This is a genomic window from Aliivibrio sp. A6 (genome assembly GCF_028765505.1).
In the GTDB taxonomy this organism is placed as follows: Bacteria; Pseudomonadota; Gammaproteobacteria; order Enterobacterales; family Vibrionaceae; genus Aliivibrio; species Aliivibrio finisterrensis_A.
The window spans coordinates 1-24484 of record NZ_JARACR010000020.1 but is presented as its reverse complement, the minus strand read 5'-3'; the positions used below and the strand labels follow the sequence as shown (position 1 = coordinate 24484).

Below are 24484 nucleotides of genomic sequence, written 5' to 3'. Positions count from 1 at the left end.
CGTTTTTACTATCAGTGTAATCTATGAACGATCAGCCATATCAAGTGCCAAAAGCGATGGCGGTATTTGAAGAAGAGATTAAAAAAAGTGTTTTTATTACCTACCTTGCGAGAACCTCATCGATTGATGAAGCCAAAGCGTTTGTCGCTGAAATAAAAACAAAACACTCTGATGCTCGGCACAACTGTTGGGGCTTTGTTGCTGGTCGACCCGAAGATTCAATGAAATGGGGCTTTAGTGATGATGGCGAACCTTCAGGTACCGCTGGAAAACCAATTCTTGCTCAATTGAGCGGGAGTGGCATTGGTGAAATTACCGCGGTAGTCACTCGTTATTCTGGTGGGATTAAATTAGGAACAGGCGGATTAGTTAAAGCTTATGGTGGCGGTGTTCAACAAGCATTAAAGCTCATTGAAACAGAAGAGAAACGCATTACAGAGACGCTTGTTTTACATTGTGATTATAACTTAGTGAGTCTGGTCGAAACCTTGTTACTTCAATTTGAAGGGCAACAAGTAATGGCGGATTATAGTGATAAAGTTATCATGACTGTCGAGTTAGAAAAGCGTGTTATTAATGAATTTAAAACCGCAGTGATTAATAAAAGTGGCGCAAAAATAGAGTTTCCATCGCAAGAATGAAATTCATATAACATCAATTATTTAGGATGAGAATGACGCAAAGCGTCCAATAAATCATGCAGTTTCGTTCAATTATTCGAATCGTGGGTATCTTACTTGCGGTGTTTAGCTTTTTTATGTTGGCTCCAGCCTTCGTCGCATTCATTTATCGTGATGGTGCGGGTGTACCATTTGTTATTACTTTCTTCTTATTATTGGCAGGAGGTGGTGCACTTTGGTTTCCTAACCGCCAACATAAACAAGAATTAAAATCTCGCGATGGTTTTCTCATCGTCGTTCTTTTCTGGATGGTAATCGGCAGTGCAGGGGCATTGCCATTTTTGCTTTCAGGAGATCCTGCTGTATCGGTAACCAATGCCTTTTTTGAATCATTTTCAGGGTTAACGACAACAGGAGCTACGGTTCTTACAGGGTTAGATCATCTGCCAAAAGCGATTTTATTCTATCGCCAATTACTTCAATGGTTTGGTGGTATGGGTATCATCGTATTAGCGGTAGCTATTTTACCGGTATTAGGTATCGGTGGTATGCAGCTGTATCGAGCGGAAATTCCAGGCCCGGTTAAAGATTCTAAAATGACACCTCGAATTGCAGAAACCGCAAAGGTGCTTTGGTATATTTATCTTATGTTAACCATTGCGTGTGCTTTGGCGTTTTGGGCGGCAGGTATGGACTGGTTTGATGCTATTTCTCACAGTTTCTCTACCATAGCCATTGGTGGGTTTTCTACACACGATGCCAGTATGGGTTACTTTAATAGCCCATTGATAAATGGCATAACTGTGGTGTTTTTACTTATCTCTGCGTGTAATTTTTCATTGCATTTCGCCGCGTTTGCTTCTGGTGGCGTACACCCTAAGTACTATTGGAAAGATCCCGAATTTCGAGCGTTTATCTTTATTCAAATATTGTTGTTTCTTATCACCTTCTTGTTATTACTTAAACACAGTACGTATGACTCGATAGGAATGGCGGTTGACCAAGCTTTGTTTCAAACGGTATCAATATCAACAACCGCAGGTTTTACCACAACCAGCTTTTCTGAGTGGCCCCTGTTTTTGCCTGTGTTGTTACTTTTCTCATCGTTTATTGGTGGCTGTGCTGGGTCAACTGGTGGCGGCATGAAGGTGATTCGTATTTTATTGCTGTCACTGCAAGGGATGCGTGAACTAAAACGTCTCATTCACCCAAGGGCTATTTTTACCATTAAAATTGGTAGTAAAGCCTTACCACAACGAGTAGTTGATGCCGTATGGGGCTTCTTTTCTGCCTATGCTCTGGTATTTGTCATTTGTATGTTGGCACTTATCGCAACCGGACTTGATGAGTTAACTGCGTTTTCTGCGGTGGCGGCGACATTAAATAACTTAGGTCCAGGTTTAGGTGAAGTAGCGGTGCATTTTGGAGAAGTGAATGATGCTGCAAAATGGATATTGATTGTTTCAATGTTATTTGGTCGTTTGGAAGTGTTTACCTTGCTTATTTTATTTACGCCGACGTTTTGGCGTAGTTAGTTTTAGATTAGAAAAATTAAAGGGTATATTGTGGAAAGAGTATTACTTCTTCACTCAAGTCGTGAAGGTCAAACGATTAAGATATTGGATTACATTGCGACTAAGTTGGGAAGTGATGTTCAGTGTGAGTTAGTCGATTTGCATCAACCATTAACGGTATCACTTGCCGATTATGATCGTGTTGTGATTGGCGCTTCTATTCGCTATGGCCATTTGAATAAAAAGTTATATCAATTTATCGCTCAGCACCAAATCGCATTAGAGAAAGCGAAGGCTGCTTTTTTTATTGTTAATTTGACGGCTCGTAAAGAAGGAAAAGATACGCCAGAAACGAGCGTGTATTTTAAAAAGTTCTTATTGAAGTCACCCTGGGTCCCTGCTTTGCAAGATACCTTTGCGGGTGCTTTGTTCTATCCTCGCTATAACTTTTTTGATCGGTTCATGATTCAATTGATCATGAGAATGACCGGTGGAGAGACTGATCCAACTAAAGAAGTTGAATATACCAACTGGCAACGAGTGGATCAGTTTGTTGATAAGATAAAACTCGGTTAAATTCTATTCGTTTTTAGTAAAATAGTGCGATAGAAGTAGAAATTTTAGTTTAGATTCATGTTTTTAGCGTGGAAAGTGTAGATTTTATTATAGAAGTCATTACAATAGCACGCACAACAGGGGTGTAGCTCCAACTGGCAGAGCAGCGGATTCCAAATCCGCGTGTTGGGAGTTCGAATCTCTCCACCCCTGCCATATTTAAGACCTCAGCAGAAATGCTGGGGTTTTTTCGTTTCTAGAGCATAGAAAAGAGCAGCGGATTCCCCCGCCATAAGAACACGCGTGTTAGGAGTTTTAATCTTTCACTTCTGCCATATTTAGAAAAGGCTCATATCGAAAGGTATGAGCCTTTTTGCTATCTGCGGTTTGAGAAAAGAGCCGCGGATTCCCCCACCATAAGAACCGCGTGTTGGGAGTTCGAATCTCTCCACCCCTGCCATATTTAAGACCTCAGCAGAAATGCTGGGGTTTTTTCGTTTCTAGAGCATAGAAAAGAGCAGCGGATTCCCCCGCCATAAGAACACGCGTGTTAGGAGTTTTAATCTTTCACTTCTGCCATATTTAGAAAAGGCTCATATCGAAAGGTATGAGCCTTTTTGCTGTCTGGGGTTTGAGAAAAGAGCCGCGGATTCCCCCACCATAAGAACGCGCGTGTTGGGAGTTTGAATCTCTCCACCCCTGCCATATTTAGAAAAGGCTCATATCGAAAGGTATGAGCCTTTTTGCTATCTGCGGTTTGAGAAAAGAGCCGCGGATTCCCCCACCATAAGAACACGTGTGTTGGGCGTTTGAGTTTGTCATAAGGAATAGTAGGAAGTATTTTGAATATTGATTTCAAAAAATAAGCTCATATCAATATCGATATGAGCTTTATTTTAGAGCTTATAAAGTTATGCAAGGAAGTCTTTGACTCTAAATAAAATATAAGGGTATTGCATGCCTTATATCTCATATTGTAACTTATTTTACTCTTGTGGATGTGCGTTCTTCTGTAGGACAATTCTTGAAAAACGACTAATTTATTTTAAACAAAGGATTGTTCAATTGTTTTTGTAAATAGAGAAAATACTCTGTTCGTTTTCGATTTAGAATATTTGAAATCTGTTTATCTTTAGCTGTATCTCCAAAGTGTGTTGCGTAATATTTGATGCTATCAACATCTTCAAAAGTTAACTGATAGATATTTGTATCTATTAACTTTTGAGCTTCTTTTTTTATTAAACCTTGATATTGCAATAGAGACATAATTAGGTAGTCAAAAGTATTACGTTGTTTAAGCATATTTCTCTTTATTATCTATATAAAAAAATGCCCATACGACAGTTGTATGGGCTGCTTTTAGAGCAATACCGGGGAGGCTTAAGGAGAAGTGTCTTAATTCTCAATGCGCTCTAATTAATAGTTGCAAGATGTTATGGTTTCCATTTGAAAGACTATTAGTTTCGTTAAAGTTTTGATATCGGTATTTTCTCTGTCTTATGTAGTTCATTTCTTGTTTTCATTATTTAGAGCCCTTGTTAATTCACTTAAGCAATATCTAACTATCACACCAGTTATAAAGTGTGATCTATATCTTGTTTTTTGTGAAATGAAGAGTAAAATCGTTGTTTAATTAATCATCTAGGGTTTTGTTTAAATGGGTTACGATTTAGGTTCTGTTTATCTTGGTCAAATGGCTGCAAAAAAAATGCTTAACGAAGAAATGTATGGCAGACAGCAACCAAGAACAAAGAAAAAAGCAGTAACAAAAAAACTTTGGAAAGGATTCGAAAACGTTAATACAAAAATGGTAAACATGGTGAGTGGTTACACTCCGGTATTAACTTGGTAAATGATTTACTGAATAGTTTTGAAAAGGCATACCTAAGTTGGTGTGCCTTTTTTATTTGCCATTTATAAATGATAGGAGTAGCATTTGTTTTGTTGATTGATTCCAATGTCAGTCACGGGTGATGGATTTCCACCTTTAACCGCTCTAATTTAGAGATAATGATTCCTACTGTAGCGTTATCCTGATCAGTGATTTTGATCGTATTGGGATAGATCTGTCTATAGTAGAGCTGCTTGTTATTTCTCTTCTCTTCTAAGATCGTCTATCCTTTTGATTAACCATTATTAAAAGATAGAAATTCATGGCGCATCCTCTAAATCGTAATCTGCAAAACTTTTATCAAATGTTCCGTTGGTCACTACTCGTTATCCCTGTTGCGTTACTAGTTGGTTCATTTAATGCCTTTTTTCTTTGGTTGTTAAGCGAAGCGACTCAAGCTCGTATTGCCAATCCTTGGCTAATTTATTTTCTGCCGTTGGCAGGTTTAGTGATCGTATACAGTTACCGTAACTGGGGGAAAAACTCAGCAGGTGGTAATAACTTGATCATGGATGAGATAAATCAAGCGGGAGAGGGTGTTCCTGTTCGAATGGGGCCATTGGTGTTAATTACGACGGTTATTACGCATCTATTTGGTGGCTCGGCAGGTCGAGAAGGTACGGCGGTTCAGATTGGTGGAGCAACGACAGATTTGTTGTCTAGAGTGTTTAAGCTATCTGAAGATGATCGACGAATGATGCTGACGGCTGGTGTTGCAGCGGGTTTTGCGTCTATCTTTGGCACCCCATTTACTGGCGCTATCTTTGCGCTTGAAGTGTTATTTATAGGTCGTATTAAATTCAATGCCATCATTCCTGCTTTGTTGGCGGCAATTTTAGCAAATGTCGTGGCCTCTGCGTGGGGGGCTCACCATACTCATTACTTAATTAGCTTTGATCAAGTCAGTACCTTATTTGGTCATGCAGTTGATATTGATTTGGTATTAATGGCGAAGGTGATTATTGCTGCGATTGTGTTTGGCTTGGCGGGTTATCTGTTTGGTGAATTAACTCACGGCTTTAAAGATGTATTTAATGCCACGCTTAAAAACCCATATTTAATCGTAGTTGTAGGTGGCTTAATGGTTATTGCCATTACGCAGTTAATTGGTAATTACGATTACATTGGTATTGGTGTTTATCCAAGCCGTGATGGTGGAGTGAGTATTACTTCGGCATTCAGTGCTGGTGGTGCTGAGTGGTATAGTTGGATTTTAAAACTACTCTTAACGGCGATCACATTAGCGGCAGGGTATAAAGGTGGTGAGGTAACACCTCTGTTCTTTGTTGGTGCGACTTTGGGTAATTTCCTTGCTTGGGTTTTGGGTGCTCCAGTTGATTTGTTTGCAGCATTAGGTTTCTTAGCCGTATTTGCTGCGGCAACCAATACGCCATTAGCGTGTACGATAATGGGGGTTGAGTTGTTTGGTGCGGATTACTTACCTTACTTTGCCTTAGCGTGTTATACCGCGTATTACTTTAGTGGCCATACGGGTATTTATTCTTCACAACGCGTTGCCGTGTCTAAAACATTGGTGCATGGACGTGATCATGATGGCTCTAATAAAATTGGATCATATCGTGAATATAATTCTTCATGGTTAAAACATTTAGCGAATAAGCTAACTAAAAATGACAAATAGTTTCACGTGAAACGAATGTAGATTAAAACCTTGTTGAGAGTATTTAAACCTAATGTGCTTCTCCACAGAAAAGAACACTGTTTTTGTTGGTGTAAGAGCTACGGATGACAAAGGTGGTTTTTTGTTACGAAGCACACAAGGTTTAATATGTAATGATTGTGTGTTTAGAACCTAATGTGCTTCTCCACAAAAAAAGAACATTGTATTTGGTGGTGTAAGAGCTGCGGATGACAAAGGTGGTTTTTTTGCTATGAAGCACACAAGATTCAATATGAATTGTTACATACAAAGCTCAATATGCGTTCACTCACAAACTCAGCCAACCACTTGATAACTTTTTTCTCTTCCATTTCATTTCTTGCATACTTTCTTTATACTCCGAACACGTTCAGATTTTGATTCAAAGATCTGAAAGAAACTTGTCGGAGTGCTTAGTGCTTTTTAAAGTACGAGCTGAGACCGCATTGCGGGATCCGTAGAACCTGATCAGGCTAATACCTGCGAAGGGAACAAGAGATAATTTTTATCTTAGTATGTTAGCCACTAATCGAATTATTTAATGATAAACCGCAGCTGAATTTTAGCTTTAGTCTATTTGTTTAATTCATCGCATATAAATACGCAGGCTTACTCTCGTTGTCTCTCATACTAAGAACCTCTTTCTACAACTCAAATCCGACAAGCAATTATTCTATTTTTATCAAGGAATTTTGCTATGTCGTCAAGTCGCAAACAAGCACGTTTAGATGCTAAAACTAATATTGAATCTTTATCGGTTCAACCATACCCAAACTCAAAAAAAGTTTATATTGAAGGATCTCGCCCAGATATCCGCGTACCTATGCGTGAAATTTTATTGGCTGATAGCTTGGTCGGTGGGACGAAAGACAATCCAATTCTTGAACCGAATGAGCCGATTCAAGTTTATGACACTTCGGGTGTGTATACCGATCCAAGCTACGATATCGATGTATACCAAGGATTACCAAAACTTCGTGAGCGTTGGATTGAAGAGCGAAATGATACCGAGTTGCTTGATGGCGTTAGTTCCGTTTATTCGCAAGAGCGTTTAGCGGATGAAACCCTTGATGAACTTCGTTATGGAAACCTCCCAACGATTCGTCGCGCTAAACAAGGTCAATGTGTTACTCAACTGCATTATGCGCGTCAGGGAATAATCACACCTGAAATGGAATATATAGCTATCCGTGAAAATATGGGTCGCCAGAAATTCGCTGATGAGCAGTTAAACCATCAACACCCTGGACATAGTTTTGGAGCTAACTTACCAAAAGAAATCACACCTGAATTTGTGCGTAAAGAGGTTGCTGAAGGGCGCGCAATTATCCCATCAAACATAAACCATCCAGAAGCAGAACCAATGATTATCGGCCGTAATTTCTTAATAAAAGTTAACGCCAATATTGGTAACTCGTCAGTGAGCTCATCGATTGAAGAAGAAGTGGAGAAGCTAGTTTGGTCAACGCGTTGGGGCGGTGATACGGTTATGGATTTATCTACGGGTCGAAATATTCATGAAACCCGTGAGTGGATTCTACGTAATAGCCCTGTCCCAATTGGCACGGTTCCTATGTACCAAGCGCTAGAAAAAGTGAATGGTGTAGCCGAAAACCTTAACTGGGAAGTGATGCGAGATACCTTAATCGAACAAGCTGAACAGGGCGTTGATTACTTTACCATTCACGCAGGTTTACTGCTTCGTTATGTACCAATGACAGCAAAACGCGTTACCGGGATTGTTTCACGCGGTGGCTCAATCATTGCGAAGTGGTGCTTGGCTCATCACCAAGAAAGCTTCTTATATACGCACTTTCGCGAGATCTGTGAAATCTGTGCTAAGTACGATGTAGCCTTATCCTTGGGTGATGGATTGCGTCCGGGCTCTATTGCTGACGCTAATGACGAAGCGCAATTTGCTGAATTACGTACTTTAGGCGAGTTAACCAAAGTCGCGTGGGATTACGATGTTCAAGTTATTATCGAAGGCCCCGGCCATGTTCCTATGCACATGATTAAAGAGAACATGGACGAGCAACTTAAACATTGTCATGAAGCGCCATTCTATACATTAGGTCCATTAACGACAGATATTGCACCTGGGTATGATCATATTACTTCAGGTATTGGTGCAGCCATGATTGGTTGGTATGGCTGTGCCATGTTGTGTTATGTAACGCCAAAAGAACATTTAGGATTACCAAACAAAGACGATGTTAAAACGGGATTAATAACTTATAAGTTAGCTGCTCATGCAGGTGACTTAGCCAAAGGCCATCCGGGTGCACAAATTCGTGATAACGCATTATCAAAAGCTCGTTTTGAATTCCGCTGGGAAGACCAGTTTAATCTATCATTAGATCCTATCACTGCACGTGAATATCACGATGAAACCTTACCGCAAGAGTCGGGCAAAGTCGCTCATTTCTGTTCAATGTGTGGGCCTAAATTCTGTTCAATGAAAATCTCACAAGAGGTTCGTGAGTACGCTAAAGATATCGATCAAGTCGCATTAGACCAAGCGATTGAGATCAAAATGATTGATGATCCTCTAGAGGGAATGCGTCAGAAATCAGAAGAGTTTAAAGCGTCAGGTTCTGAACTTTATCATCCAGCGGTAGAAGCTGAATAACGAGATAGTAAGGGGTGTTTCACGTGGAACATCTCTTATCTTTTGTGTACGGAATTGAAGTGAGACTGCGATGTTTGCGTTCCCTAGAATTGATAAAAGTAAGTTTGGCCTGTATCCCGTGGTTGATGATGTGTCATGGATTGAGGTGTTATTAAAACTTGATGTAAAGACAATCCAACTGAGAATTAAGAATCCGGAACAAACCGATTTAGAGCAACAGATTATCAAAGCGATTAAACTTGGACGAGAATACGATGCTCAAGTGTTCATCAATGACTATTGGCAATTAGCCATTAAGCATAAGGCATTTGGTATTCATCTGGGACAAGAAGACATAGAAATTGCCGATTTACAGGCTATTTCTGATGCCAGTATTTGTCTTGGATTATCCACACACGATGATAGAGAGTTACTAAAAGTAAAAGCATTAAATCCAAGCTATTTAGCGCTGGGCCATATTTTCCCGACACCAACGAAAGATATGCCATCACAACCACAAGGTTTAACCAATCTTGCAAAGAATCAACAATTAGCTGGAGACACTCCGACCGTTGCGATTGGCGGTATTGATTTATCCGTAGCTGAAGATGTTTGGCAAACCGGTGTAGACAGTATTGCTGTGGTTCGCGCTATAACTCAAGCTGAAGATATTCCCCAAGCGGTATCTCAATTTAACGCCATTATTGCGAAACCAAGAAAAGTAAACCAACAGGAGGTTATTCATGAGTAATCTGCTGATGGAAGGATTAAGTGACCAAGATTTTCTGCGTTATAGCCGTCAAATTATGTTGCCGGACATTGGTGAAAAAGGGCAAGTCACATTAAGAAATAGTACGGTTCTGATAGTCGGTTGTGGCGGACTAGGCTCTTCAGTTGGAATGTATTTATCCGCTTCTGGTATCGGTACATTAATTATTGCCGATGGAGACAAGGTTGAGTTAAGCAACTTACAGCGCCAAGTGGTCTATCGCGATAACAACCTAAACCAAAATAAAGCGATGGCAATGGCGCAGCAACTTAAAGGGCTGAACGGTACCACTCATATTGAAGTGATCAGTCACAAGCTAACAGAGCCAGAATTATCTCGCTTTATTAACCAAGTGGATGTGGTTTTGGATTGTTCTGATAATTTGCCGACACGACATGAAATTAACGCGGCGTGTGTGAAGCATAATGTTCCTCTTATTTCAGGTGCAGCAATTGGTTGGCAAGGGCAGTTAATGCTGTTTTCAAATCACGTTACGGAAAATAACACCTCTTGCTATCACTGCTTATTTCCTTTTGCCGAAAGCCACCAAACACAAAACTGTCAGTCGTTCGGAATTGTAGGTCCGGTAGTTGGCATGATAGGAAACCTACAGGCATTAGAAACCATTAAATATCTTACACAACCGAGTTACATGAAGTGGGACTCAATTCATCAGTTTGATGGTCGATCTTTAAGTTGGACATCGATAAAAATTCCAAAAGACAATCAATGTTCAATCTGTTCTTCAACAGTAAGCAATGATGTTTCACGTGAAACATACTCAACGGGAGAGGCTTGTCATGAGTGATTTAATTTCAATAGAACTTAATGGTGTGACTTACCGAGTTGAAGCATCTCATACTATGGCTTCATTTTTGGAACACCATGGCATTAATACACAAGGGGGTGCTATCGCGATCAGTAATCAGATAATTCCGAGATCGGAATGGCAAAAGCGTGGGTTATCGCAGGGTGAATCCATCTCTTTATTTCAAGCTATCGCAGGGGGCTAATATGAGTGACTTATTAACCATCGGAGATAAGACGTTTAGTTCGCGTTTATTTACAGGGACAGGAAAATTTCCTAATTCAGAGATCATGCAAAAAGCACTCATCGAATCTGGTTCTGAATTATCAACCATGGCGTTAAAGCGTGTTGAGGTGAATAACCCAGCAGACAATATTTTAAAACCCATAGTAGATGCTGGAATTCACTTATTACCCAATACGTCTGGTGCTAAAAATGCTCGTGAGGCAATCTTTGCCGCACAACTGGCGCGTGAAGCATTGGGAACAAACTGGCTAAAATTAGAAATTCATCCAGATCCTAAGTACTTAATGTCAGACCCAATTGAAACACTAAAAGCAGCAGAAGAGCTAGTGAGGCAAGGGTTTGTTGTCTTGCCTTATTGTCATGCTGATCCGGTGTTGTGTAAGCGATTAGAAGAAGTAGGTTGCGCTGCGGTAATGCCACTAGGTGCGCCGATTGGTTCAAATAAAGGCATTGTCAGTCGCGATTTTTTAGAGATTATTATCGACCAATCACGAGTGCCTGTTGTGGTTGATGCTGGCATTGGTGCGCCATCACATGCGGCTTTTGCGATGGAACTTGGTGCTGATGCTGTTCTTGTGAACACGGCGATTGCAGCTGCAAGAAATCCAATCGCAATGGCGACCGCCTTTAAGTTAGCGGTGCAATCTGGTCGATTAGCTTACGAGAATGGCTTAGCGCCCGTAAATACCCAAGCGGTTGCTTCTAGTCCATTAACGGCATTTCTTGATTAAGGTGAATGAAATGACATTTACTGATGAATGGAAAAAGTTACATTGGGATGAGGTTAAGCTCTCTATCTATAGTAAAACGCATCATGATGTTGAAAGAGCGTTGAATAAACCCAAGCGGGATCTAGAAGACTTTAAAGCATTAGTTTCTCCAGCAGCAGAAAGATACCTTGAACAAATGGCTCAAGAGTCTGCACGATTAACTCGCCAACGCTTTGGCCATACGATTGGTTTTTATATTCCTTTGTATCTTTCTAACCTTTGCGCGAATGCATGTACTTATTGTGGCTTTTCAATGGAGAATCGCATTAAGAGAAAGACGCTCAACCAAGATGAGATTGCACAGGAAGTGATGGCGATTAAGGCGATGAATTTTGATAGTGTTCTTTTGGTAACAGGAGAGCACGAAACTAAAGTTGGAATGAATTATTTTCGTCAAACACTACCACAGATAAAGCAGTCGTTTAATTACCTTGCGATGGAAATTCAGCCTCTTGAACAAGAAGAGTATGCAGAATTAAAAACCTTAGGGTTGGATGCGGTAATGGTGTATCAAGAAACGTATCATCCATCGACGTATGCAGAACATCATCTTCGTGGAAATAAAATGGACTTTCAATATCGCTTAGAAACACCAGATAGATTAGCAAAAGCGGGCATAGACAAAATAGGTATTGGTGCGCTTATCGGTTTAGAAGAGTGGCGAACGGATTGTTTTTTTGTGGCGGCGCATTTGGACTACTTAGAGCGTCGATATTGGCAAACGCGTTATTCTATTTCTTTTCCAAGATTGCGGCCATGTGAAGGTGCACTTCAACCTAAATCGATCATGAGTGATAAGCAGTTAGTTCAATTGATTTGTGCTTACCGGTTACTAAACCCTGAAGTTGAGTTATCACTGTCTACTCGAGAGTCGGCACACTTTAGAGATAATGTGTTGCCTTTGGGGATAACGTCAATATCAGCAGCATCGAAAACTCAACCTGGTGGCTATGCTAATGATGATCAAGAGCTTGAACAATTTTCTATTAGTGATGAGCGATCTGCCGAGTCCGTGTCTTTAGCGGTACAAGCGAGGGGGTTTGAACCGGTTTGGAAGGACTGGGATAGAAGCTATTCAAGTTGATGTTTCACGTGAAACATCAAGGGATAAATGATTGCTTTGTCCCTTAATAGATTTTTAAATAAAAATGCCACGTTTGCTCTTCTATACATTTACTCTTCTATGCAATAGATACGTGGCATTTTCTTTATTGTGCTTTAATTGATTAGCTTTCGTAGCGTAATTCAGCAGTCGCTTGTTTAAGCCATTCTTTTACTTCACCATCAACAAGAGGACTAACATCATCCCACACTTTCTGGTGATAGTTGTTTAGCCAAGTAAGTTCTGGGCGGTTCAACATATCAACATTGATTAAACGCTTATCGATAGGACAACGAGTTAAAGATTCAAAACCAAGAACTGAGAAATCACCTTGAGTTTCGATTTCAACGACCAGCTCTAAGTTCTCAATACGGATACCAAACTCATCTGCACGATAATAACCAGGCTCATTAGATAACACCATTCCTGGGATAAGAGCGGTGTTGTTAACTACTTTAGCAATACGTTGAGGTCCTTCGTGAACACTTAGGAAGTGACCAACACCGTGACCCGTGCCGTGATCGTAATCGTAGCCTTGAGCCCATAAATGCTGGCGAGCAAGGATATCTAGTTGATGACCGCAAGTTCCTTTAGGGAAGCGAGCAGAGGCCAAACCAATGTGGCCTTTAAGAACTAAAGTAAATTGCTGCTTGATGTCATCACTTGGTGTACCTACTGGCAAGGTACGAGTAATGTCTGTTGTGCCATCTGGGTACTGACCGCCTGAATCAACAAGGTATAAGCTGTTCATTTGTAGCTTACCTGGTTCAGGTTGGTTTTCATGATTGTAGTGACACATTGCTGCATTGCCGGCTGCTGCTGAAATGGTGTCAAAACTTAAATCAGCTAAGGTTGCATCTTCCTCTCGGAAACCTTGAAGTTTATCAGCAAGTACCGCTTCGTCATGTAAATTGCCCGCTTCGATCTCAGCGTCAAACCAAGTTAAAAATTTCACCATCGCAACGCCATCACGAATATGACACGCTTTCATGCCAGCCTTTTCTGTTTCGTTTTTAGCGGCTTTTGGTAGTAAACATGGATCTGATGCTTCAATGATTTCTGCATCCGCATCAGATAATACTAATGACATCCATGCGTTTGAGGTTGCTGAATCAACTAACACTTTTTTACCAGTAAGTGATTGTAGAATTGATTGAAGTGCTTCTGGTTTGTGAACACGAACACCGTTACCTACATGAGCGTTAAACTCTGCTGGAAGGCGGCTCGGGTCTAAGAAGAAATCCACGGTTTCATCTGCGTGAATAATCGCATGAGAAAGCAATACTGGAAGGCGAGATACGTCTAAACCACGCACGTTCAGTAACCAACAAATTGAATCTAATTGCGTTAATAGTGCCGCATCTGCATTTTTCTTTGTTACTTCTTTGGCTATTTCTTGACGTTTATCGGCGCTTGATTGGCCTACTAGAGCTAATTCCATTAAACGAACATCAGAGACTTTTACCTCAGGACGGTCATTCCAAATTAAGTCGATTGGATTCTCGCTGACCGTTTCGAGTGTGAAAAAACCTTCAACGGTTTTTGTTGCACTCTTAAGCCATAGTGCTGTGTGCATGCGAGGATCAATAGCCACTTTAGCATTCGTAGCTAACGTATCTTTAATCCACTCTAATAGCGGCTCTTCATGAAGGTGACGATATTCAAACACTTCTGCAGGTACTTGTTTACGAACTTGAACCGTGTAACGGCCATCAACAAAAATAGCGGCTTTATCTTTGGTGATAACCGCAGCACCAGCAGAGCCAGTAAACCCTGTTGCCCACAATAGACGTTCGTTATGCTCAGGAATGTACTCGCCTAAAAATTCATCTTCATGTGGAATGATAAGGGCGTCGAAATCTTGTTGAGCAAGCCAAGAGCGAAGTTGCTCTATGCGTTGAGAAGTTTGAGGATGCATCTGGATTGTCCTTATTATTGTTCTGTCCGTATCGTTCCGAGGCAGAAGCATAGTTATATGATTGAGCTATAACCTAGCGCTTTTATTGCGTATCTGCAATTGTTGATGCTGATAAATCTTTACAGTGGCTGATTATGATATTGCGTAGCCAACAATTGGCAGCATCATTGTCTTTTTGTTGGTGCCAAAAGAGCGTGTAGGCCATTTGGGGCAGCTCTGTTGGTAGAGGTAATACAACCAAATTGAGTTGCTTGGCGATAAGTTTAATAAAATGACTTGGCGCGGTGAACACTAAGTCGGTATGGGTGCATAAACTGGCTGCGCTATTAAAGTCAGGGACGATAATACCAATGCTTCGCTCAAGTCCTTTATCGGCAAGCTTGTAATCAAGCAGCCATTGATCTTTACCATCACAACGCACTTGAACGTGACGTTGTTGAAGATAAGTATCTAATGTCCACTCTTGAGTGAGTACCGGATGATCTTGGCGAACCAAGCACATTTGACTGTCTCGATAAATCTCTTGGCCTCGAATATCAGCAGGCATGTGCATCGTGATGTTTGCGTATTTTGGATCGAGATCTTTCCCGGTAATACCAATGTCCATTTCGCCTGATTGCAGTTTCTTTAGAGTATTGGTATCCCAGGCGTGGGTATCCAGCATGACATTAGGCGCTTCATTTAAAATGTAAGACATGAAGTGCGGTAAAAGCAATGGATAGGTACTCTCCACTAAACCGACACGAAAACGATAATGACTGCGCTGAGGCTCAAAGGTGGCGGATTCTGTGATGCTTTCCAAATGACTTAATAAGGTTTGCAGTTGTCGCTGAAGATTACGAGCTTTGGCTGTGGGTAGTAGGCCATAAGCAGTACGAGTAAACAGAGGGTCATTAAATTGTTCCCGCAGTTTAGCTAAGTTTTTACTGACCGCAGACTGGCTTAAACAAAGACGCTGCGCTGCACGTGTAACGCTTTTTTCTTCCAACAATAGATGAAGTGTAAGCAATAAATTGAGGTCGACTTTACTCAGTTTTTCAAAAAACATAGAGATATTCCAAAATAGAATGTTAGATCTGAATATAAACCATTTCTGTTCATATCTCTAATTACGTACACTCCACGGACTATTTTAGGAGTTACACATGCACACGCCAGTTTCAGCATTACCAATACAACAATCAGATAAAAAAATTATTACGTTAATGGTTATTTTGGTTTTATTTAGTCCATTAGCTATCGATATATACCTTCCTGCTTTACCTATGATGGTAAGCGAATTTCAAGTAGCGCCAACGTTAGGTCAAGATACGATTACTTGGTTTATGTTTAGTATGGGCCTTGGTCAGTTGTTCGCAGGTCCGCTTGCTGACCGTTATGGGCGTCGTCCAATTGCTTTAACGGGTATTGTCATTTATGGCTTGAGTGCGGCTCTTGCGTATTCCGCTCAAGAGATGGAAATGCTATTAGTTGCTCGATTGCTGCAAGGTTTTGGTGCGTGTGCGACGTCAGTTGCGGCTTTTGCTTCGGTTCGTGATTCGTTTGGAGCAGAAAAAAGTGGCCGAATGATCAGTTACCTTAACGGAGCTATCTGTTTTATACCGGCATTAGCCCCTATTTTGGGCAGTTACTTAACCATTCATTTTGGTTGGCGTTCAAACTTCAGTTTTATGGCTGGTTTTGCACTAGTCGCTCTTGCGTTGATAGCGATTAATTACAAAGAAACAAAACCGAAAGAGACAGTACAAACAGGGCGATTAATTAGTCCATCTCGCTATTGGTCGGTACTACAGCATCCAACATTCTTATTCCACGCAACCTTATGTATGTTAGCGATGGGAGTTATCTTAGCTTACGTTACTTCTGCACCGGTTTTCCTGATTGATAAGCTTGGGCTGACAATGCAAGAATTTACTAATTGGTTTGCGGTAAATGCGGTATTAAATATCGCGGCGTGTTTTGCTGCACCTAAATTTATGATCAGATTCGGAACTCGAAAAGCACTTCTTTTTGGCTTGAGTGTGCTCATCGCTGCAGGTGGGTTGATGCTAGGGTTCCAACATATTCAGCAAGCTTGGGCGTTTATGATCCCGATTTTCTTCTCGTCAGTAGGCTTCGCATGGGTACTGGGTTCGGCGGCAGGTAAAGCATTAGCACCTTTTGGTGATAGAGCGGGCACTGCTGCTGCATTATTAGGGTTATTCCAAATGAGTGGTGCGGGCGTCATTGTTGGCACAATGCAAAGATTAGCACTCCCTTCTGCACAGCTTTTAACGCTAATGATGTGGCTTCTTATCCCAGGCTTGCTGATTCTATTGAGTAAAAAAGGAAAAGTATGGCATTCAGAGAAAATCGTGGAATAATTTTATTTGTGTAATCGCCATTAATCGCATAATTTGTACATAAATAAAGCATTTTTGACTTTTAATATATTCAGTTAGTTTTCGTTTCGGTGTATATTCAGCACTTATATTATTATTGATTGATTATAAAAACAGGGCAAAACACGCAATGTCGATGTCTATTATTGAAATGGCTCGTGTTCTAGAGCAAATGGAAGAGTCGCCAGAGAAACTCATGTTTGGTCGACTTCTTTCAGAACTTGGTAATCAAAGCCAAGAACGAGTACGAAGTGCGGCACGACAAGTGTCTGTACCAACATTGCGTGATCTTATTTACCAATTCCAAGTGGTAATTGAAGAGCGCAAAGGCGAAACAACAAAAAAATTAGCCGAAGAAATGGCCAAAGAAGGCGTCTCTTTAGAAGATTTTCAAGCTTATTTAGCAAGCAAATAATGTGTGCTGACTAAATAAGTAACAACAATAAAAAAGCAGCGAATGATCGCTGCTTTTTTTGTGTCTGATAAGCTGCTATCTATTCATTCTCAATTGCAATTTCTTCTTCTTTTTTCTTACCATAAAATTGTTGAACTAATAATCCGCACACAATCATAATTAAACCAATTAAGGTTGATGGATGGATCTCTTCACCAATAATGTTTGCCAACAGCAGTAACGAAATAAAAGGAGAAGCAAAAATTAGGTTACTGATACGCGCTGTATTTTTAGTTAAACGCAGTGCTGATAACCACAATACAAACGTTATGCCCATCTCAAACAAACCGACATAAGACACCGCTAGCCAACCACTCATTGGGATTTGTGCCCAAGGCGCACCTTCATAAATACTCAAGCCAATCGCCACAGGCAAAGCGACTAAAAAACCAAGCAGTAAACCAAGAATTGGGTCGGCCTTATTTTTCGCATTTAAAATCCAGTAACTTGCCCACAATAAGGTTGAAACGAGAGCCAGACCGACACCTAAAGGGCTGTCAAATTCTAAGCCTAAGACATCACCTTTGGTGGCAATAACGATAACCCCAGCGTAGCCCAAGACACAGGCTATCCAATCTTGCTTACGTATTTTTTGACCAAGAAAAACCGCCGCCATTAACGTCAAAGTAATTGCCCAGCTGTAATTGATTGGTTGCGCTTGAGAAGCGGGTAGTAAATCGTAAGACTTGAAGAGAACTAAGTAGTAAGCCAGTGGATTAATTGCGCCTAATAAAATGTAGTACAAAGGGTTGGCTAGAAAGGTATCCACTAATTTCGATAAGTTTTTTTGATAAGCGGCCACCCCCGCTAATGCAAGAATAGAGACGGCACTTGCGATAGTTAGCATCTGAGTGGGGGTAAAATGCTCAAGGGTGATTTTAAAAGCGGTTGCGACGGTTGACCATAATAGAACAGCAGCGATTCCAAATCCTAAAGCACGACGTTCATTCATTGTTATTATTCTCAGTTAGAAATCCATTTAGATCAGGAGTGTACCTGTGCTTGAAAAATAGTGTTAACTGGACATTTATCCAGTATCAAAATATCCTATAAGAATAAGTTTTTGTATTGAGTGAGTTATGGAATTTTTTAATCAATTTGGTGGCCATTTATTGTTTGGTTTTGCAGGGGCAAGCATTGCTTATGCCGTTGCACATGTATTAACAAAAAGTCGTAATCAGCAAGAATTAGCCTTATTAGAGCATGAATTAGAGTCAGAAAAAAAACTCGCCTCAACTCAATTAAGCCAACTCAATCTGCAGTTAGAAAAACAACAAATAGCGCTGAATGAATTAGATGGCGAAAGAGATCAGTTAGCACAAGAACAAAAACAGTCTCATGGTCGCCTAATGGCAGCAATGGAAAAGTTGCGCTATTTTGATTCGATCCAAAAAGAGAAAGAATATTTAACCCAGCAATTGGAGTTTTCACGCCAAGCAAATTCGAATGTTGAAGCAGAGCTGAGAGAGCAAGAAGCTCGTCATGAAGAAGAGCGTAAATCGAGCCAAGAAAAGCTTGAGATGCTGGAGCGTGCAGAGTTGCGTTTAAAACAACAATTTGAAAACTTAGCCAACCAACTTTTTGAACAAAAAACCAAAACAGTAGATGAGCAAAACAAAGTCAGTTTAGAAGGCTTGTTGTCACCATTAAAAGAACAGTTAGAAGGATTTAAAAGACAGGTTAACGACAGTTTTGGTTTTGAAGCTAAAGAACGTCACACCTTAGTGCATGAAATTCGTAGCTTGCAACAGTTGAACGAACGAATGACACAAGAGGCGGTAAACCTGACCAACGCACTTAAAGGTGATAACAAACAGCAAGGCAATTGGGGTGAAGTGGTCCTTGCTCGTGTATTGCAAGAATCCGGTTTGCGAGAAGGCCATGAGTACGACACTCAAGTCAGTATGGATGACGAAGACGGTAAGCGTTTTTACCCTGATGTGATTGTTCACTTACCTGATGAGAAAGACGTCGTGGTCGATTCAAAAATGACCTTGGTGGCGTATGAGCGATTTTTTAACAGTGATGACTTTAATCAAAAAGAGCAAGCGTTGGATGAACACTTGATGGCTATCCGCGCTCATTTACGCGGATTAAGTAAAAAGGATTACCATAAGTTAAATGGCTTACGTAGCCTTGATTATGTCTTAATGTTCATTCCTGTAGAGCCAGCATTCCAAGTTGCAATTGAAGCTGACCCTTCTTTGATATCAGATGCCATGGAACAGAACATTATAATTGTAAGCCCTACAACGTTACTTGTGGCACTAAGAACCATTAGTAACTTATGGCGTAACGAGAGACAAAACCAAAACGCAAAAATCATTGCCGATCGCGCCAGTAAGTTATACGACAAAATGCGTTTATTTGTTGATGATATGGAAGCGGTGGGTGGCTCATTAGATAAAGCCAACCAAAGTTACCAAGGTGCAATGAATAAGCTCGCAAGTGGACGAGGCAATCTTATTCGCCAGGCAGAAAGCTTTAAAGAGTTAGGCGTTGAAGTGAAGCGAGATATAAATCGTAAATTTATTGAGCAATCTTTTGAAGCAGATACACTGCAAACACTTGGTGATAATGGCTTGGATAAAGTAGACTAGAGCGCTGTTGAATTCAGAGAGTAGGGATTCAGCGAACAATCTCTAGAGGACGAAAAATGACGGACAAGATGAACATGGCTGAAGAAACAACGCACTTCGGCTTCACCACAGTCGCGAAAGACGAAAAAGTAGCGAAAGTTGCAGAGGTATTTCACTCTGTAGCAGCAAAATACGACATCATGAATGACCTTATGTCTGGTGGTGTTCACCGTGTTTGGAAACGATTCACGATTGATTGCAGTGGCGTACGTCCTGGTCATAAAGTTCTTGATTTAGCCGGTGGTACTGGTGATCTTACTGCTAAATTCTCGCGTATTGTTGGTGATACAGGCCAAGTGATTTTAGCGGATATCAATAACTCAATGTTGAACGTTGGTCGCGACAAATTACGCGATATGGGTATTGTTGGTAACGTGAATTACGTACAAGCAAATGCGGAAGAACTGCCATTCCCAGATGATCACTTTGATTGTATTACCATTAGTTTTGGTCTTCGCAATGTGACAGACAAAGACAAAGCATTACGTTCGATGTTCCGCGTGCTTAAGCCGGGTGGTCGTCTACTCGTGCTGGAATTTTCAAAACCAATTCTTGAGCCATTATCAAAAATTTATGACGCGTACTCTTTTCACCTATTACCAAAAATGGGTGAGTTGATTGCAAATGATGCAGACAGCTATCGTTATCTTGCTGAATCCATTCGTATGCACCCAGATCAAGAAACATTGAAGGGCATGATGGAAGAAGCGGGCTTTGAACAAGCAAACTACTACAACCTAACGGGTGGTATTGTTGCTCTGCACCGCGGTTACAAGTTTTAAAGGATAAAACCAATGCCATTAGAACCGTTTGTAACAGGCGTGATGGAAACAGGGTTAAATACACTGTTAAAAGAGTCACCAGATAGTAAAGCTGCTTTATTGCGCTTAAAAGGCAAAATTATTCATGTTCATTTAAATGAAGTGAACAAGGAGCTTTTCTTTGTCTTTAGTCATTTACAAGTTGATATTCTTTCTCAATTTGAAGGCCAAGCTGATTGCTATCTTGCTTTAAATCTTTCTGTTTTGCCGCAATTGCGTAACCAAAACAATATTACTCAACTTATCAAACAAGATAAGTTGGTATTAGAAGGTGATTTAAAACTGGCTCAGCAATTTTCAGGGTTACTTGAAGAGTTAAAACCTGATGTAGAAGAGAAGTTATCTCAATACACAGGAGATATTGTTGCTCATACGTTAGTAAGTGGCGTGAAAGGCAGTGCGTGTTGGGTAAAAAAACAAATTACTCGTCAAACACGTCATGCAGCAGAAGTATTAACGGAAGAGTGGAAAATCGCACCAGCACCATTAGAAATTGCACACTTCTGTGACCAAGTGTCTGATGTTGAAAATCAACTCGCAAAGTTAGATGAACGTTTAACGCGATTATTAACCAATAATCCAATGGAGCGCGCATGACGCCATCAGAGTTAAAACGCCTATATCATATTACCAAGGTTCAACTTGAGTATGGCTTGGATGAACTGCTGCCTGATCATGCGTTAACTCAACTACCAAAGCGTTTACGTCGTGGTCTTTTTTGGATTAAAAATAAGCATCCAGAAAAACCACTGGGGGAACGCTTACGTTTAGCGTTGCAAGAACTGGGTCCTGTTTGGATTAAGTTCGGTCAAATGATGTCGACTCGTCGTGATCTCTTTCCTCCGCATTTAGCAGATCAGTTGGCATTATTACAAGATCAGGTCGCTCCATTTGATGGTCAATTAGCAAAAGACCAAATGGAAATATCATTAGGTGGACCACTAGAAAATTGGTTTACTGATTTCGATATAATCCCATTGGCTTCTGCTTCGATTGCACAGGTTCATACTGCCAAACTTAAAGAATCTGGTCGTGAGATTGTTCTGAAAGTAATTCGTCCTGATATTCGCCCTGTGATAGAAGCCGATATTCGTTTAATGTATCGCATGGCAAGGTTAGTTGAACAACATATTCCTGAAGCGCGCCGTTTAAAGCCGGTTGAAGTCATTGAGGAATACGAAAAAACCCTAGTGGATGAACTAGACTTAAGAAGAGAGGCTAGCAATGCAATGCAGCTACGCCGAAACTTCGAAGGTAGCGAAGAGCTGTATGTACCAGAAGTCATTTTAGATTTAAGCTCTGAACATTTAATGGTGTCTGAGCGTATTTATGGTATTCAAGTATCAGACATTGCCCAGTTAGAAAGAAATGGCACTAACATGAAGCTATTAGCTGAGCGTGGTGTATCGGTCTTCTTTACTCAAGTATTCCGTGACAGTTTCTTTCATGCCGATATGCACCCTGGCAATGTTTTCGTTAATCCAGATAATCCAGATAATCCACAATGGATTGGATTGGACTGTGGTATTGTTGGAACACTCAATAAAGAAGATAAGCGCTATTTAGCTGAAAATCTATTGGGTTTCTTTAATAGTGATTATCGTAAAGTCGCACAATTGCACGTTGATTCAGGTTGGGTTCCGGCAGACACGAATGTCGAAGAGTTTGAGTTTGCAATCCGCATGGTGTGTGAGCCAATTTTTGCCAAGCCATTAGGGGAAATCTCTTTTGGTCATGTGCTATTGAACTTATTTAATACCGCACGTCGCTTTAATATGGAAGTGCAGCCACAACTGGTATTATTGCAAAAAACATTATTGTACATAGAAGGGTTAGGACGACAGCTTTATCCTCAACTGGATCTATGGGCAACCGCCAAACCGTTTTTAGAAACGTGGATGGCAAAACAGATTGGACCGGCAGCCTTTGTGACTGCTTTGACTGAGAAAGCGCCATTCTGGGCAGAAAAACTACCTGAGCTACCTGATTTAGTTTATGACAGTTTGCGCCAGGGCAAAGTTCTCAATCAGCGAATGGATAAACTCTACGCAGGGTATCGTCAAAGTAAGCGACAACAAGCAAAAGGTAAATTCCTATTTAATGTTGGCGCAACTCTGCTGATTTGTTCTGCGGTGTTATTAACCAGTAACATTACTGCGTTAGCATCAATTAGTGCTGCTACAGGAGTCACGTTTTGGCTATTAAGCTGGCGAGCATATCGTCAATAAACGTTACTCTATTTAGCAATTTTTTAACCCCTAACACGCTGAGGAAATAAGCATGGGTGGTATTAGTATTTGGCAACTTCTTATTATTGCAGTAATCATTATTCTACTATTTGGTACGAAGAAATTACGCGGTGTAGGCAGTGATTTGGGTTCTGCAGTTAAAGGCTTTAAAAAAGCAATAAGCGATGAAGACACAGCAAAAGATGCGAAAAAAGACGCAGACTTTGTTGCTCCTCAAAACTTAGAGAAAAAAGAAGCAGAAACAGTAGAAAAACAAAAGCAAAACGACAAAGAGCAGGCATAACACGTGTTTGATATCGGTTTTTGGGAACTGATACTGATCTCTGTTGTTGGGCTCGTTGTATTAGGACCTGAACGTTTGCCAAAGGCGATTCGTTCGGTTGTTCAATTTGTGAGTGCAGCAAAAAGCATGGCGAATAACGTCAAAGATGAGCTGTCTCAAGAGTTGAAAATACAAGAGCTACAAGAAAATTTGCGTAAAGCAGAACAGATGAATATGGAAGACTTAGCCCCTGATCTTAAAAAATCAGTGGAAGAGTTAAAACAAGCGGCAGCTGATGTCACTCGTCCATATGCAAAACCAGAAGAAAGCGTAGATACTCAAAAGGTAGATACAGCAGCTCCTGTGACATCTGATTCAACTTCTAAAACAAAAGCAGAGTAATTATGTCATCAGCTGAACACTCTCAACCGTTGTTAACTCATCTGCTAGAGCTAAGAAATCGTCTATTAAAGGCATTAATTGCTGTAATAGTAGTATTTTTAGGTCTGGTTTGGTTTGCTAACGACATTTATGAGTTCTTATCTGCACCCTTGGTAGAAAGATTACCAGCGGGCGCAACGATGATAGCAACTGATGTCGCGTCACCTTTTTTCACGCCCATAAAGCTGACTTTGGTGGCATCGGTATTTGTTGCTGTACCTATGATTCTTTATCAGGTGTGGGCATTTGTGGCTCCAGGACTGTATAAGCATGAGAAAAAACTTGTCATGCCATTACTGTTCTCAAGCTCTTTATTGTTTTACGCCGGTGTTTCTTTTGCTTACTTTGTTGTCTTTCCTTTGGTGTTTGGTTTCTTTACCACAATTGCACCTGAAGGGGTTCAAGTAGCAACGGATATTGCCAGTTATCTTGATTTTGTCTTAGCGCTATTTATGGCTTTTGGTATTGCATTTGAAGTACCTGTTGCCATTATCTTACTGTGCTGGACAGGAGCAACAACGCCTGAAACACTCAGAGAAAAGCGACCATACATTGTAGTGGGTGCTTTTGTTGTTGGTATGATGCTGACACCACCAGATATTATCTCTCAAACTTTGCTTGCAGTACCTATGTGTATTCTGTTTGAAATTGGTTTGTTCTTCTCACGTTTTTACGTAAGAGAAGAGAATGAAGATGATATGGAAAAAGATGAAGCGTAATGCTTGATTAAGAATCTATATTAAAGCGCTGATATGAAGTCAGCGCTTTTTTTA

General features: G+C 40.6%; 23 protein-coding genes, 1 tRNA gene, 1 pseudogene and 2 riboswitches. Of the genes and pseudogenes, 21 read left to right on the top strand and 4 right to left on the bottom strand.

What is annotated here, in order from left to right; all coding sequences use genetic code 11:
- Positions 1 to 23: 23 nt before the first annotated feature.
- The 4 genes from PVK70_RS12530 (at position 24) to PVK70_RS12515 (ending at position 2905) form a co-directional block, all read left to right on the top strand.
- On the top strand, positions 24 to 641 hold the full coding sequence (locus PVK70_RS12530; protein ID WP_130045782.1) for a YigZ family protein: 618 nt from the start codon (positions 24 to 26) through the stop codon (positions 639 to 641).
- Between the two features lie 56 nt (positions 642 to 697).
- Entirely contained in the window at positions 698 to 2155 is a 1458-nt protein-coding gene (locus PVK70_RS12525; RefSeq protein WP_130048490.1) for a TrkH family potassium uptake protein, read from the top strand.
- Between the two features lie 30 nt (positions 2156 to 2185).
- Positions 2186 to 2710, top strand: coding sequence for a menaquinone-dependent protoporphyrinogen IX dehydrogenase (hemG, locus tag PVK70_RS12520; RefSeq protein ID WP_130048491.1), 525 nt, complete (start codon positions 2186 to 2188; stop codon positions 2708 to 2710).
- A gap of 118 nt (positions 2711 to 2828) precedes the next feature.
- Positions 2829 to 2905, top strand: a tRNA-Trp gene (locus PVK70_RS12515).
- 819 nt (positions 2906 to 3724) lie between these two features.
- Here PVK70_RS12515 and PVK70_RS12510 read toward each other — a convergent pair.
- Positions 3725 to 3991 (bottom strand): hypothetical protein, encoded by a 267-nt coding sequence (locus PVK70_RS12510; protein ID WP_130048492.1) that lies wholly within the window; start codon positions 3989 to 3991, stop codon positions 3725 to 3727.
- A 355-nt stretch (positions 3992 to 4346) separates the two neighbouring features.
- Between PVK70_RS12510 and PVK70_RS12505 the strand changes: the two genes are divergently transcribed.
- From PVK70_RS12505 to thiH, 8 genes and pseudogenes are all read left to right on the top strand, one after another.
- Positions 4347 to 4541 (top strand): hypothetical protein, encoded by a 195-nt coding sequence (locus tag PVK70_RS12505; protein WP_130048493.1) that lies wholly within the window; start codon positions 4347 to 4349, stop codon positions 4539 to 4541.
- 108 nt (positions 4542 to 4649) lie between these two features.
- Positions 4650 to 4716: riboswitch (Fluoride riboswitch) on the top strand.
- 126 nt (positions 4717 to 4842) lie between these two features.
- The gene (locus PVK70_RS12500; RefSeq protein WP_130048494.1) at positions 4843 to 6222 is read left to right on the top strand and encodes a voltage-gated chloride channel family protein; all 1380 of its coding nucleotides are present in this window, start codon (positions 4843 to 4845) and stop codon (positions 6220 to 6222) included.
- Between the two features lie 413 nt (positions 6223 to 6635).
- Positions 6636 to 6748, top strand: a riboswitch (TPP riboswitch).
- Positions 6749 to 6937: 189 nt separating this feature from the next.
- On the top strand, positions 6938 to 8872 hold the full coding sequence (gene thiC, locus PVK70_RS12495) for a phosphomethylpyrimidine synthase ThiC (RefSeq protein WP_130048495.1): 1935 nt from the start codon (positions 6938 to 6940) through the stop codon (positions 8870 to 8872).
- A gap of 67 nt (positions 8873 to 8939) precedes the next feature.
- Positions 8940 to 9602 (top strand): annotated as a pseudogene (gene thiE, locus PVK70_RS12490) (thiamine phosphate synthase); the annotation flags it as partial.
- Positions 9595 to 10428 carry a HesA/MoeB/ThiF family protein gene (locus PVK70_RS12485; RefSeq protein WP_130048497.1) on the top strand — a complete coding sequence of 278 codons (834 nt, stop codon included), beginning with the start codon at positions 9595 to 9597 and terminating at the stop codon, positions 10426 to 10428. The pseudogene thiE and the gene PVK70_RS12485, both read left to right, overlap by 8 nt.
- Positions 10421 to 10633 (top strand): sulfur carrier protein ThiS, encoded by a 213-nt coding sequence (thiS, locus tag PVK70_RS12480; RefSeq protein ID WP_130048498.1) that lies wholly within the window; start codon positions 10421 to 10423, stop codon positions 10631 to 10633. The genes PVK70_RS12485 and thiS overlap by 8 nt, the downstream gene beginning before the upstream one ends.
- A gap of 1 nt (position 10634) precedes the next feature.
- On the top strand, positions 10635 to 11405 hold the full coding sequence (locus tag PVK70_RS12475) for a thiazole synthase (RefSeq protein ID WP_130048499.1): 771 nt from the start codon (positions 10635 to 10637) through the stop codon (positions 11403 to 11405).
- 10 nt (positions 11406 to 11415) lie between these two features.
- Complete coding sequence (gene thiH, locus PVK70_RS12470) at positions 11416 to 12528, top strand: 2-iminoacetate synthase ThiH (RefSeq protein ID WP_130048500.1); 1113 nt, start codon at positions 11416 to 11418, stop codon at positions 12526 to 12528.
- Positions 12529 to 12670: 142 nt separating this feature from the next.
- On the opposite strand, the gene PVK70_RS12465 is transcribed toward thiH, so the two are convergent.
- A complete protein-coding gene (locus tag PVK70_RS12465) occupies positions 12671 to 14464 on the bottom strand; it encodes an aminopeptidase P family protein (protein ID WP_130048501.1) in 1794 nt (597 codons plus the stop codon).
- A gap of 82 nt (positions 14465 to 14546) precedes the next feature.
- Positions 14547 to 15512 carry a LysR family transcriptional regulator gene (locus PVK70_RS12460; RefSeq protein WP_130048502.1) on the bottom strand — a complete coding sequence of 322 codons (966 nt, stop codon included), beginning with the start codon at positions 15510 to 15512 and terminating at the stop codon, positions 14547 to 14549.
- A 97-nt stretch (positions 15513 to 15609) separates the two neighbouring features.
- On the opposite strand from PVK70_RS12460, the gene PVK70_RS12455 reads away from it, so the two are divergent.
- Together PVK70_RS12455 and tsrA are read left to right on the top strand one after the other, a co-directional pair.
- Complete coding sequence (locus tag PVK70_RS12455; protein WP_130048503.1) at positions 15610 to 16827, top strand: multidrug effflux MFS transporter; 1218 nt, start codon at positions 15610 to 15612, stop codon at positions 16825 to 16827.
- 148 nt (positions 16828 to 16975) lie between these two features.
- Positions 16976 to 17260: an H-NS-like global regulator TsrA gene (gene tsrA / locus PVK70_RS12450; protein ID WP_130045796.1), complete on the top strand. Its 285-nt coding sequence runs from the start codon at positions 16976 to 16978 to the stop codon at positions 17258 to 17260.
- A gap of 79 nt (positions 17261 to 17339) precedes the next feature.
- Here the strand turns inward: tsrA and PVK70_RS12445 are convergent, their stop codons facing one another.
- On the bottom strand, positions 17340 to 18251 hold the full coding sequence (locus PVK70_RS12445; RefSeq protein WP_130048504.1) for a DMT family transporter: 912 nt from the start codon (positions 18249 to 18251) through the stop codon (positions 17340 to 17342).
- A gap of 127 nt (positions 18252 to 18378) precedes the next feature.
- Between PVK70_RS12445 and rmuC the strand changes: the two genes are divergently transcribed.
- From rmuC to tatC, 7 genes are read left to right on the top strand one after another with little or no spacing between them, the layout of a single operon-like run.
- Positions 18379 to 19899, top strand: coding sequence for a DNA recombination protein RmuC (gene rmuC / locus PVK70_RS12440; RefSeq protein ID WP_130048505.1), 1521 nt, complete (start codon positions 18379 to 18381; stop codon positions 19897 to 19899).
- A 56-nt stretch (positions 19900 to 19955) separates the two neighbouring features.
- A complete protein-coding gene (gene ubiE, locus PVK70_RS12435; RefSeq protein ID WP_130045799.1) occupies positions 19956 to 20720 on the top strand; it encodes a bifunctional demethylmenaquinone methyltransferase/2-methoxy-6-polyprenyl-1,4-benzoquinol methylase UbiE in 765 nt (254 codons plus the stop codon).
- Between the two features lie 12 nt (positions 20721 to 20732).
- Entirely contained in the window at positions 20733 to 21356 is a 624-nt protein-coding gene (locus tag PVK70_RS12430; RefSeq protein WP_130048506.1) for a ubiquinone biosynthesis accessory factor UbiJ, read from the top strand.
- Positions 21353 to 22987, top strand: a complete 1635-nt coding sequence (gene ubiB / locus PVK70_RS12425; protein WP_130045801.1) for a ubiquinone biosynthesis regulatory protein kinase UbiB — start codon at positions 21353 to 21355, stop codon at positions 22985 to 22987. Before PVK70_RS12430 ends, ubiB begins: the two co-directional genes overlap by 4 nt.
- A 52-nt stretch (positions 22988 to 23039) precedes the next feature.
- Entirely contained in the window at positions 23040 to 23291 is a 252-nt protein-coding gene (tatA, locus tag PVK70_RS12420; RefSeq protein WP_130048507.1) for a Sec-independent protein translocase subunit TatA, read from the top strand.
- A gap of 3 nt (positions 23292 to 23294) precedes the next feature.
- A complete protein-coding gene (tatB, locus tag PVK70_RS12415; RefSeq protein ID WP_130045803.1) occupies positions 23295 to 23672 on the top strand; it encodes a Sec-independent protein translocase protein TatB in 378 nt (125 codons plus the stop codon).
- Between the two features lie 2 nt (positions 23673 to 23674).
- On the top strand, positions 23675 to 24430 hold the full coding sequence (tatC, locus tag PVK70_RS12410) for a Sec-independent protein translocase subunit TatC (protein WP_130048508.1): 756 nt from the start codon (positions 23675 to 23677) through the stop codon (positions 24428 to 24430).
- Positions 24431 to 24484 lie beyond the last annotated feature (54 nt).